The following is an 11,127-nucleotide window of genomic DNA, read 5'->3' on the forward strand; positions in this document are numbered from 1 at the left end:
CTGACTATGGTGAAGGCTGTCTTTGGATCGCCAACAAGAGAACAACATGAGCCAGACATCCTTCGATATTCAGCAAGCTGCCGTGATCGGCGCGGGCACCATGGGCCGCGGCATTGTCATGTGCCTGGCCAATGCTGGCATCGCCGTGCAGTGGGTCGATAACAATCCACAGATGCTTGAACAGGCACTGGCGACGGTGGCCGACACCTATGCACACAATGTGCGCCAGGGCCGGATCGATCAGGTCGAAGCCGACGCACGACTTGCCCGGATCAGCGCGGCGGCGGATTACCCGGCGATCCGCAATGTCGATCTGGTGATCGAAGCGGTATACGAAAACCTTGAGCTCAAGCAGAAGATCTTTCGCGAGCTGGATGGCCTGCTCAAGCCTGAGGCGTTGTTGGCGAGTAACACTTCGGCGCTGGATATCGACGCGATTGCTGCTGCGACTCGACGTCCGTCGCAAGTGCTCGGCCTGCATTTCTTCAGCCCTGCGCACATCATGAAACTGCTGGAAATCGTCCGTGGGGCACAGACTTCGCCGCCTGCACTGGAAGCGGCGCTGGCGCTGGGCAAGCGCATGGGCAAGGTCAGTGTGGTGTCGGGCAACTGCCACGGCTTTATCGGCAATCGCATGCTGCATCCGTACGTGCTGGAGGCGCGCAAGATGCTGCTCGAGGGCGCTTATCCACAACAGGTGGATGCGGCGCTGCAGGGGTTCGGTTTCGCCATGGGGCCGTTCCGCATGTATGACGTCGTCGGTATTGATCTGGAATGGCGCGCACGCGAGCTGGCCGGCAAGGGGCAGGATGCGCCGGAGGTTCAGGTGGACAACCGTTTGTGCGAGATGGGCCGCTTCGGGCAGAAATCCGGCAATGGTTATTATCACTATGAGCCGGGCAGTCGACAGGCCGAGCCTGATCCCGAAGTCGATGCACTGGTGCTGCGGGTCAGCGAAGGGCTGGGCTTCCAGCGCCGCGCGATCGGTCCGGAGGAGATTCTGGAGCGTTGCCTGCTGGCGCTGGTCAACGAGGGCGCAAAGATTCTTCAGGAAGGCATTGCCGGGTCGGCCCATGACATTGATCTGGTGTACCTGAACGGCTACGGCTTCCCGGCCGACAAGGGCGGTCCGATGGCCTGGGCGGATCAGCAGGGGCTGGCGGACATTCATCAGCGCTTGCTGGCACTGCAAACGCGGCAGGGTGATCAGTGGCAACCGGCGCGCTTGATTGGCGAGCTGGCGGCTCAGGGCAAGGGGTTTGCCGAACGCTAATTGCTAGAGCCACCACGGTTTCGCCTTTAGACTGCTCGCAAAACTTTCTGGATCAATGCTGATGTCCAACCCGATGCCACAACGCTCCGATTACCCGCATTTCCAGCCGGTCACCACGCGCTGGCACGACAACGACGCCTACGGGCATGTGAATAACGTCACCTATTACAGTTTCTTCGACACTGCAGTGAATACCTACCTGATCCAGGTCGGCGGCCTGGATATTCATGACGGCGAGGTGGTGGGGTTTGTGGTCAGTTCGGCCTGTGACTACTTTGCCTCGATTGCTTTTCCGGACTTGATCGAGATCGGTCTGCGGGTCGGCAAGCTGGGCAACAGTTCGGTGCAATACGAACTGGCGGTGTTCAAGATCGGTGAAACTGAGGCCTGTGCGGCGGGGCGTTTCGTCCATGTATTCGTGGAACGGACGAGCAATCAGCCGGTGTCGATTCCAGGCAGATTGCGTGACGCGCTGGAGCGTCTGGTGGTTTGAACCAGAGCAAAAAAAATCGCAGCCCTTGGGCTGCGATTTTTGCTTTCCCGCTTAACGCAACGGATTAGTCGCGATAGTAGCGGTGATGTTTGCGGTGACCATAAGCGTGGCCACGGCCAGGATGACGGTCGCGGTAGTAGCGACGGTCGTCGCGGCCGCGATCGTAATGACGATCATCGTCACGGCTTTCGTTACCCATGTAGTTGCCCAGCGCGCCACCGGCGCCGCCCACCTGCTGCGGCGCCGATCAGGCTGCCGGTGGTGCCGCCCATGCTGCGGCCGACCACGTTACCGCCGGCTGCGCCCAGCGCACCACCAATGGCGGCTTCGCCACGGCTGTGCTTGTTGGCGCCGACCGCGCTACCACCCGCGCCGCCCAGGGCTGCGCCAATGGTTGAACCTGTATTGCCGCCTAAAGACTGACCGACGACCGAGCCAAGAACCCCGCCCAATGCGCCGCCCACACCTGCTTCGGTGGTGCCTCCGGCAGAAGCGAAGCCACTGACCAGGCCAAGGGACAACAAGAGAATCGAGGAGAACTTCATAGAGGAGCCTCAAAGGGATGACGGCGCGATCCTGAGGCTCTGTACCAAGACTGACAATCGAAATCCGACGAATAACACGACCTGTATACAATTCTGCAAGTTGCTGTTTTGTATGCGGAACTTAAGCGATTTTCGCCGGTCTTTAGCTACTTCGGACAGGCCGTTTTTGAGAAAAAGCGGCCTTTTTTGTGGGCGTTCGAAAGCTTCAGGAAACTGAGACTCAACACAGATTCGTGGCGAGGGAGCTTACTCCCGCCGGGCCGCGAAGCGGCCCCAAAAAATGCAAAACGGAGGGAGTCCTGCGGCCTCCAGCGGGAGCAAGCTCCCTCGCCACAGGGCCGCGAGTTCAAGCGGATTTGGCCATGATCAAACCCGTCTCGCTCGCCGCCTCAAGGCGGATCGCAATGAACTTCGACGTCGGCGTATGGCTGCCATCGCCGGTGCTCTCCAGCGGCACCAGCGGATTCACTTCCGGGTAATAAGCCGCTGCCTGCCCCGCCGGAATATCAAACGCCAGCAAGGTAAAGCCCTTCACCCGACGTTCACGGCCATCGTCCCACAGCGACACGATGTCCGCCTTCTGCCCGGGACGGAAGCCCAGACGAATGATGTCGGCCTCGTTGGCGAACAGTACGTCGCGTTGGCCCTTGACCCCACGATAACGGTCGTCGAGGCCATAGATGGTGGTGTTGTACTGATCGTGGGAGCGCATCGATTGCAGGATCAGGTCCGGCAGTTGCCCGGTGGCGCGGGTGCGTTCGTGCACCAGATCCTTGGGCAGCTGGTTGGCGCGGAAATTGGCCCGGCCCGACGGGGTGTTCCACTTGCGTGCGCCAGCACTGTTGCCGAGGTAGAACCCACCTGGATTCTTGACCTTCTCGTTGAAGTCCTTGAAGCCTGGAATGGTATCGGCGATCAGGTCGCGGATGCGCCCGTAATCGGCCACCAGCCAGTTCCAGTCCACCGGTTTGCTGCCCAGCGTGGCGGCGGCGATTCCGGCAATGATCGCCGGTTCCGAGCGCATCTGGTTCGACAGCGGCTGCAACTGACCATTGGAGGCGTGGACCATGCTGAACGAGTCTTCCACGGTGACTGCCTGCGGGCCTTCGGTCTGGATGTCGATGTCGGTGCGGCCGAGGCACGGCAGGATCAGCGCGTCCTTGCCGTGGGCCAGGTGGCTGCGGTTGAGCTTGGTGCTGATCTGTACCGTGAGGTCGCAATTGCTCAGCGCCGCGAAGGTGCGCGGGCTGTCCGGCGTGGCCTGGGCGAAGTTGCCGCCCAGACCGATGAAGACCTTGGCGCGGCCCTCGGCCATGGCGTGGATCGCCTCGACCACGTTGTGCCCGTTGTCACGCGGCACCTTGAACTGGAAACGCCGCTCAAGAGCGTCGAGGAACGTCACCGGTGGACGCTCGTTGATGCCCATGGTGCGGTCGCCCTGCACGTTACTGTGACCGCGCACCGGGCACAGGCCGGCCCCGGGTTTGCCGACGTTGCCGCGCAGCAGCATCAGGTTGGCGATTTCCTGGATGGTCGGCACCGAATGGCGATGCTGGGTGATACCCATCGCCCAGCACATGATCACATTCTTGCCTTTGGCGTACATGCGCGCCGCTTGTTCGATTTCGACCAGGGGCAGGCCGGACTGCGCGACGATCTGCTCCCACGGCGTGTCATCCACCACGCCGAGATACTCCAGCACGTTGGTGCTGTGGGCATTGAGGAAGTCGTGATCGAACACCGCAGGTTCACCGGCCTTCTGCGCATCGCGTTCCCACTGCAGAAGAAACTTGGCCATGCCGCGCAGCACCGCCATGTCGCCGCCCAGTGCCGGACGGAAGTACGCGGTGTTGGTCGGTTTGTCGCCATTGGTGAGCATTTCCAGCGGATGCTGTGGATGCTGGAAACGTTCCAGACCGCGCTCTTTCAGCGGGTTGATGCACACTACTTGTGCGCCGCGCTTCACGGCTTCGCGCAGCGGTTCGAGCATCCGTGGGTGGTTGGTGCCGGGGTTCTGGCCCCAGACGAAAATTGCATCGGCGTGTTCGAAGTCGTCGAAGGTGACCGTGCCTTTGCCGACGCCAACGCTCTGCGCCAACGCCACGCCGCTGGCCTCGTGGCACATGTTCGAGCAGTCGGGGAAGTTGTTGGTGCCGTAGGCACGCACGAACAGTTGATACAGGTACGCCGCTTCGTTGCTGGCGCGGCCCGAGGTGTAGAACTCGGCTTGATCCGGGCTCGACAACGCTTGCAGGTGCTTGCCGATCAGGGCGAAGGCGTCGTCCCAGGCGATCGGCTTGTAGCGATCGGTCTGGGCATCGTAGACCATCGGCTCGGTCAGGCGGCCCTGGTACTCCAGCCAATAGTCGCTCTGCTCCAGCAACGACGTGACGCTGTGTTTGGCGAAGAACTTGCCATCCACTCGACGCTTGGTCGCTTCCCAGTTCACCGCTTTGGCGCCGTTCTCGCAGAACTTGACCATGCCGCTTTCCGGCGAATCGCCCCAGGCACAGCCCGGGCAGTCGAAGCCGCCGTTCTGGTTGGTCTTGAGCATCATGCGCAGGTTTTTCAGCGCGTTGTCGCTGGTCAACCAGGCCTGAGCCACACTGATCAGTGCACCCCAGCCGCCGGCAGGGCCCTTGTAAGGCTTGTAGCGCGGGACAGGTTTCTGGTCGGCTTGATGATGTTGGCTCACGCTTGGTTCTCCATCGCTGGGCTATAGACCCGCGGCGCATTCTTCTGCGGCAGGTGGATGAGATTGAGGTTGTGGCGACGGGCCCATTGCACGGCAAGGCCGGTGGGCGCGGACAGGCTGACCAGCGTCTGGATGCCGGCGCGCAACACTTTCTGGATCAATTCGAGACTGCAACGGCTGGTGACAATCGCCAGGCCGCCGTCGGTGGAAATCTTCTGGCGGATCAGCCCGCCAATCAGCTTGTCGAGGGCGTTGTGCCGACCGATGTCTTCACGGCCCAGCAGCAATTCACCGCTGGCGTTCATGAACACCGCGGCGTGTACCGCACCGCAGTGCTGGCCGAGGGGCTGGAACGCACCGATGCGCTGGCGCAGACCGTCGAGCCATGCGGCGGGCGGCAGCGGTGCGCCGGGCAGGACTTGCAGATCGGGCAGGGCTTGCTCGACCGCTTCAACGCCGCACAGACCGCAGCCGCTGGTGCCGGCCAGTTGTCGGCGCTGTTGTTTGAGGTTCCAGAAGGCGCGGTTGGCGATGGTCACTTGCGCGTATTGCGCCGAGCCGGCGCCAGTCAATTGCAGGTCATAAATGTCGCTGGCGTCTGCGATGATGCCGCTGCCGAGGCTGAAACCGACGATGAAATCTTCCAGATCCGTCGGCGTCACCAGCATCACCGCCTGACTGATGCCGTTGTAGGCGATCGCCAGCGCGACTTCCTCGGCGAGCGCGGTGCTGGCCGATTCCACAAGGGGCAGATCGCTGTAACTGTAGGTCTGGCTGGCGGCGGGCGCGGGCGTTTGAAGTGCAGGCGCCGCGCAAGTGGGGCGCTTGGCGTTCATGGCATCACCGACGGATTGATCAACGCTAAGACTAGGCGCGGCAACTTGTCGCGTCTAATCGCTACTGTCGATCTATTGATAGACGCCGTCGATCAAGCAATGCGCCGCGATCTGCGGGACGCGCGCCAGCCGCTTGAGCCAGCGGCGGAGCCGGGTCATTGGTCGGGCTGGAACCGGGTCTGGCAAACGTGGTCTAGGCTTGGACGTCTGGAATCCAAATCAAGGAGTGTGCGCCATGAGTCTGTTGAGCTTTGTGAAGGAGGCCGGTGAGAAACTGATCGATCTGCTGACCCCTGGTAATGCCAATGCCAGCGAGCAGTTGAAGGAACACATCAGCAAGGTCGGGCTGGGCAATCCGAATGTTCAGGCAACCGTGGATGGCGACAAGGTCACAGTGACCGGTGAGGTGGCGAGCCAGGAGGAGAAGGAAAAAATTCTGCTGGCGGTGGGTAACATCGAAGGCGTGGGCAGTGTTGATGATCAGATTACGGTGACCGGGCCGGTTGTGGCTGCGGCACGTTTTGTCGTAGTGAAGAAGGGCGACACCCTCAGCGCGATTTCCCTGGCGGTGTATGGCAATGCCAACCAGTACAACAAGATCTTTGAGGCCAACAAACCAATGCTCAAGGATGTAAACAAAATCTACCCGGGCCAGACCCTGCGTATCCCCGAGTAACACAACATCCTGCAGGCGCTGCCGAAGGCTGCGATCTTTTGATCTTGTTTTTTTAAACAAACAAAGGTCAAAAAGATCGCAGCCTTCGGCAGCTCCTACAGGAAATCAGAGTCCCTGAATCAAATCGCGGTAATCCTCAACCGCCGCAAACTCGGCCGTGTCCTTCGGCCCCTTGCGACTGTCCGGCTCTTTCACCGCCAACAAATGCGTCACACCAAATTCCCGCGCACTGCGCAGAATCGGCAACGTATCGTCGATGAACAGACTGCGCGCCGGATCAAAATCGATATCCGCCTGCAAGGCATCCCAGAACTGCGGGTTCTCTTTGGGATAACCGTAATCATGTGAGCTGATCAGCCGTTCGAAATAGGGCGCCAGTTCGACTCGCTCCAGTTTCAGCGACAGTGAATCGCGATGCGCATTGGTGATCATGATCACCCGTTTGCCGGCCTCTTTGATCGCCTGCAGAAAGGTGTCGGCATCCGGACGCAGCGCGATCAGGTGCGCGGTCTCCCGTTTCAGTTCACGTACCGAAAGCTTCAGTTCGGTGCTCCAGAAATCCAGGCAGTACCACTGCAGCTGCCCGGCATGGCGCTCGAACAACGGCTGCAGTTCCATATCGGCCAGGGCCCGGCTCACTCCGTGCAGATCGGCGTAGCGTTGTGGCAGGTGTTCCAGCCAGAAGTGGTTGTCGAAGTGCAGGTCCAGCAACGTACCGTCCATGTCCAGCAGGACGGTATCGATGTCAGACCACGGTAAAGAAGGCATGGCAACGTCTCGAGCGGTAGAAAGATATCCGACACAAACAATCGGGAAAGCCGCGTTATAGTAGCGCGTTCACGCCAAGGAGCTTTGCATGCGCCAGAAACCCACTGTACTCGCCCGCGAGATTGTCGCCACCAGTCGCCTGTTTTGCGTCGAAGAACTGAAGCTGCGTTTTTCCAACGGCGTGGAACGCACCTACGAGCGTCTGGTGGGCAAAGGCGCGGGCTATGGCGCAGTGATGATCGTGGCAATGCTCGACAGTGAACACGCGGTGCTGGTCGAGGAGTACTGCGGCGGCACTGATGAATACGAATTGTCCTTGCCCAAAGGCTTGATCGAGCCGGGCGAGGATGTGCTGGCCGCGGCCGAGCGCGAGCTCAAGGAAGAGGCCGGTTATGGCGCTCGTCAGTTGGAGCATCTGACCGAGTTGTCGCTGTCGCCCGGTTACATGAGCCAGAAGATTCAGGTGGTACTGGCCACCGATCTGTACGAGGAGCGTCTGGAGGGCGACGAACCCGAGCCGATGCGGGTCGACAAGGTCAACCTGCGTGAGCTGGCGGCGCTGGCGCAGAATCCGCAATTTTCCGAAGGTCGCGCCTTGGCGGCGTTGTACCTGACCCGCGATCTGCTGGGGCAGCGCGGGTATTTTCAGTCATGAGTGAGATATCGATGAAGTTTCCCCATCCGTTAATGGCGCCAGTGGTGACGTTGGCCTTGCAGGCTGGCGAGGCGATTCTGCCGTTCTGGCGCTCTGGCGTGGAAGTCACCGCCAAGTCCGATGATTCACCGGTGACCGCAGCGGACATGGCCGCGCACCACGTGATCGTCGCCGGGCTGACCGCGCTGGACTCCAGTATTCCGATTCTGTCCGAGGAAGACGCCAACATTCCGCAGAGCGTGCGCGCCGGGTGGCAGCGCTGGTGGCTGGTGGATCCGCTGGATGGCACCAAGGAGTTCATCAGCGGCAGCGAAGAATTCACCGTCAACATCGCCCTGATCGAAAACGGGCGGGTGGTGTTTGGCGTGGTTTCGATGCCGACCAATGGCCGCTTCTATGTCGGCGGTGCCGGTCTCGGCGCGTGGCGTGGGGACAAGGGTGGTTCGCCGGTGGCGATTCAGGTGCGTGACGCGCTCGCGCCCGGTGAAGCGTTTACTGTGGTGGCGAGCCGTCGCCACTCCAGTGCGGAGCAGGAACGTCTGCTCGCCGGTTTGAGCGCCAGCCTGGGCGAGTTGCAACTGGCAAACATCGGCAGTTCGCTGAAGTTTTGTCTGTTGGCTGAAGGGGCGGCGGATTGTTATCCGCGATTGGCGCCGACGTCGCAGTGGGACACCGCGGCGGCGCAGGGCGTGCTCGAAGGTGCAGGCGGCGAGGTGCTGGATCTGCAGGGCGACGCGTTCTGTTATCCGGCGCGGGAATCGCTGCTCAATGAGTTCTTTCTGGCGTTGCCGGCGAAAGCGGCTTGGCGTTCAAGACTGTTGGAGCTGGCTCGCTCCTGAGATCAAAAAGATCGCAGCCTGCGGGCAGCTCCTACAGGGTTTTGCGCGACCGAGGGACGGTGGTTCGGCGGTTACTTTTTAAGCTATACTCGCCGCCCTTTTTTGAATCACCGCCAGGCGATTTCCCATGACCAACCAGGCCGCCGAAGTCGCGAAACGCCGCACTTTCGCCATTATTTCCCACCCCGATGCCGGTAAAACCACGATCACCGAAAAGCTCCTGTTGATGGGCAAGGCGATTGCAGTGGCCGGCACGGTGAAATCCCGTAAATCCGACCGCCATGCGACATCCGACTGGATGGAGATGGAGAAGCAGCGGGGTATTTCCATTACCACGTCGGTCATGCAGTTCCCGTATCGCGAACACATGATCAACCTGCTCGACACCCCGGGCCACGAAGACTTCTCCGAAGACACCTACCGCACCCTGACCGCAGTCGACTCGGCGCTGATGGTGCTCGACGGCGGTAAAGGTGTCGAGCCACGGACCATCGCCCTGATGGACGTCTGCCGTCTGCGTGACACGCCGATCGTCAGCTTCATCAACAAACTCGACCGTGACATACGCGACCCGATCGAACTGCTCGACGAAATCGAAGCCGTCCTCAAGATCAAGGCAGCGCCGATCACCTGGCCGATCGGTTGCTACCGCGACTTCAAGGGCGTGTACCACCTGGCCGACGACTACATTATTGTCTACACCGCCGGTCACGGTCACGAACGCACTGAAACCAAGATCATCGAGAAACTCGACTCCGACGAGGCGCGTGCGCATCTGGGCGACGAGTACGAGCGCTTCCTCGAACAGCTGGAACTGGTGCAGGGCGCCTGCCACGAGTTCAACCAGCAGGAGTTCCTCGACGGTCAACTGACTCCGGTGTTCTTCGGTACGGCATTGGGCAACTTCGGGGTCGACCACGTGCTCGACGCCGTTGTGGACTGGGCGCCGCGTCCGCTGGCCCGTGTCGCCAACGAGCGCACCGTCGAGCCGGTGGAAGAGAAGTTCTCGGGCTTCATCTTCAAGATCCAGGCGAACATGGACCCGAAACACCGCGACCGTATCGCTTTCATGCGTATCTGCTCCGGCAAGTACGAGAAAGGCATGAAGATGCGCCACGTGCGTACCGGCAAGGACGTGCGCATCGGCGACGCCCTGACGTTCTTCTCTTCCGAGCGTGAACAGCTGGAAGAGGCGTACGCCGGCGACATCATCGGTCTGCACAACCACGGCACGATCCAGATCGGCGACACCTTCAGCGAAGGCGAAGTCCTCGGTTTCACCGGCATCCCGCACTTTGCCCCGGAGCTGTTCCGTCGTGTGCGTCTGCGTGATCCGCTGAAGTCCAAGCAATTGCGTCAGGGTCTGCAGCAGTTGGCTGAAGAGGGCGCGACTCAGGTGTTCTTCCCGGAGCGCAGTAACGACATCATTCTTGGCGCCGTCGGTGTGCTGCAGTTTGATGTGGTCGCCAGTCGTTTGAAGGAGGAATACAAGGTCGAGTGCTCGTATGAGCCGATCACTGTTTACTCCGCGCGCTGGATTGAATGCAGCGACAAGAAGAAGCTTGAGGAGTTTTCCAACAAGGCGGTGGAGAACCTCGCGCTGGATGGCGGTGGGCACCTGACCTACCTGGCGCCGACGCGGGTTAACCTGGCGTTGATGGAAGAGCGTTGGCCGGATGTGAAATTCCGTGCGACGCGTGAGCATCATTAAGCGCTGAGCTGGGTTGTTCGAAAGCCCCTGAGGTGTAGGCCTTGGGGGCTTTTTTTTGCTTTGTCTTGGCGGCCTTTGGGCCGACCAGGCTTTGGGGGGGCTGGGTGTATATCCGTTTTTTAGGTGATGGCGGCTTAGGGTTTCGCCCTGACGGCGACTCACTTTTTTGACAAAAAGCCTCAAAAAAGTAAGCAAAAAAAGGCTTGCTCCTGCGTTCGGCCCGCTCGCTGGGGCTCGGGGTCCCTTCGTTGCGTGATTGATCCCGGCGCAGCGCCTACGGTTTGCTTCGCTGCACCTCCTCTCGCTGTGTTTGGCTGCGCCAAACGGTCGCTGCGCTCCCACCCCCGGATCAATCCCTCCACTCAGCCTTCCGATGTCGCCCGTGGATCAAGATCAAAAGCGGTACTTGAGCTAACGCTCATCGTGTTGAGTGGTGAGGAGCAAGAGCGGTGCGCGTTCTGCTCTTGCTCTTGTGTGGGAGCTGGCTTGCCAGCGAAGGCGGCCTGTCAGCCGACCAGTCTCCCGCTGAAGTCACTCAATTTCCCTGTGGGAGCGAGCCTGCTCGCGAAGGCGCCCTGCCAGCCAACCGTTCTCCAAATGAATACCCCAGTCCATTGTGGGAGCTGGCTTGCCAGC

The 11,127-nt window shown here is 60.7% G+C and carries 9 protein-coding genes and 1 pseudogene; 6 read left to right on the plus strand and 4 right to left on the minus strand.

Annotation, left to right across the window (positions count from 1 at the left end; genetic code table 11):
• The first annotated feature begins 46 nt into the window (after positions 1 to 46).
• Both HT737_RS17170 and HT737_RS17175 read left to right on the plus strand, forming a co-directional pair.
• Positions 47 to 1,273, plus strand: coding sequence for a 3-hydroxyacyl-CoA dehydrogenase (locus HT737_RS17170; protein WP_047290822.1), 1,227 nt, complete (start codon positions 47 to 49; stop codon positions 1,271 to 1,273).
• A 61-nt stretch (positions 1,274 to 1,334) separates the two neighbouring features.
• Positions 1,335 to 1,766, plus strand: a complete 432-nt coding sequence (locus HT737_RS17175) for a thioesterase family protein (protein WP_182403399.1) — start codon at positions 1,335 to 1,337, stop codon at positions 1,764 to 1,766.
• A 64-nt stretch (positions 1,767 to 1,830) separates the two neighbouring features.
• On the opposite strand, the pseudogene HT737_RS17180 reads toward HT737_RS17175, so the two are convergent.
• The 3 genes and pseudogenes from HT737_RS17180 to fdhD form a co-directional block, all read right to left on the minus strand.
• Positions 1,831 to 2,311 (minus strand): annotated as a pseudogene (locus tag HT737_RS17180) (glycine zipper domain-containing protein).
• Between the two features lie 346 nt (positions 2,312 to 2,657).
• A complete protein-coding gene (locus HT737_RS17185; protein WP_182403401.1) occupies positions 2,658 to 5,006 on the minus strand; it encodes an FdhF/YdeP family oxidoreductase in 2,349 nt (782 codons plus the stop codon).
• Positions 5,003 to 5,842 carry a formate dehydrogenase accessory sulfurtransferase FdhD gene (fdhD, locus tag HT737_RS17190; protein WP_086793967.1) on the minus strand — a complete coding sequence of 280 codons (840 nt, stop codon included), beginning with the start codon at positions 5,840 to 5,842 and terminating at the stop codon, positions 5,003 to 5,005. Before fdhD ends, HT737_RS17185 begins: the two co-directional genes overlap by 4 nt.
• A 235-nt stretch (positions 5,843 to 6,077) precedes the next feature.
• Here fdhD and lysM point away from each other — a divergent pair, with 235 nt between their 5' ends.
• A complete protein-coding gene (gene lysM / locus HT737_RS17195; protein ID WP_027611221.1) occupies positions 6,078 to 6,518 on the plus strand; it encodes a peptidoglycan-binding protein LysM in 441 nt (146 codons plus the stop codon).
• A 105-nt stretch (positions 6,519 to 6,623) separates the two neighbouring features.
• Here the strand turns inward: lysM and yrfG are convergent, their stop codons facing one another.
• A complete protein-coding gene (gene yrfG / locus HT737_RS17200; protein ID WP_047290827.1) occupies positions 6,624 to 7,286 on the minus strand; it encodes a GMP/IMP nucleotidase in 663 nt (220 codons plus the stop codon).
• A gap of 88 nt (positions 7,287 to 7,374) precedes the next feature.
• Between yrfG and nudE the strand changes: the two genes are divergently transcribed.
• From nudE to HT737_RS17215, 3 genes are all read left to right on the plus strand, one after another.
• Positions 7,375 to 7,941 (plus strand): ADP compounds hydrolase NudE, encoded by a 567-nt coding sequence (nudE, locus tag HT737_RS17205; protein WP_041071285.1) that lies wholly within the window; start codon positions 7,375 to 7,377, stop codon positions 7,939 to 7,941.
• Positions 7,942 to 7,952: 11 nt separating this feature from the next.
• A complete protein-coding gene (cysQ, locus tag HT737_RS17210) occupies positions 7,953 to 8,780 on the plus strand; it encodes a 3'(2'),5'-bisphosphate nucleotidase CysQ (protein WP_182403403.1) in 828 nt (275 codons plus the stop codon).
• 127 nt (positions 8,781 to 8,907) lie between these two features.
• Positions 8,908 to 10,491 carry a peptide chain release factor 3 gene (locus HT737_RS17215; RefSeq protein ID WP_007965665.1) on the plus strand — a complete coding sequence of 528 codons (1,584 nt, stop codon included), beginning with the start codon at positions 8,908 to 8,910 and terminating at the stop codon, positions 10,489 to 10,491.
• The last annotated feature ends 636 nt before the right edge of the window (positions 10,492 to 11,127 follow it).

It is taken from the genome of Pseudomonas sp. MD195_PC81_125, from assembly GCF_014060985.1.
GTDB classification, from domain to species: Bacteria; Pseudomonadota; Gammaproteobacteria; order Pseudomonadales; family Pseudomonadaceae; genus Aquipseudomonas; species Aquipseudomonas parakoreensis.

What these genes read in the sequence shown, in the direction of transcription:
- HT737_RS17170 (WP_047290822.1), top strand. Translation starts at nt 47, where the DNA reads ATGAGCCAGACATCCTTCGATATTCAGCAAGCTGCCGTGATCGGCGCG.
- fdhD (WP_086793967.1), bottom strand. Translation starts at nt 5,842, where the DNA reads ATGAACGCCAAGCGCCCCACTTGCGCGGCGCCTGCACTTCAAACGCCC.
- yrfG (WP_047290827.1), bottom strand. Translation starts at nt 7,286, where the DNA reads ATGCCTTCTTTACCGTGGTCTGACATCGATACCGTCCTGCTGGACATG.
- lysM (WP_027611221.1), top strand. Translation starts at nt 6,078, where the DNA reads ATGAGTCTGTTGAGCTTTGTGAAGGAGGCCGGTGAGAAACTGATCGAT.
- HT737_RS17215 (WP_007965665.1), top strand. Translation starts at nt 8,908, where the DNA reads ATGACCAACCAGGCCGCCGAAGTCGCGAAACGCCGCACTTTCGCCATT.
- HT737_RS17175 (WP_182403399.1), top strand. Translation starts at nt 1,335, where the DNA reads ATGTCCAACCCGATGCCACAACGCTCCGATTACCCGCATTTCCAGCCG.
- cysQ (WP_182403403.1), top strand. Translation starts at nt 7,953, where the DNA reads ATGAAGTTTCCCCATCCGTTAATGGCGCCAGTGGTGACGTTGGCCTTG.
- nudE (WP_041071285.1), top strand. Translation starts at nt 7,375, where the DNA reads ATGCGCCAGAAACCCACTGTACTCGCCCGCGAGATTGTCGCCACCAGT.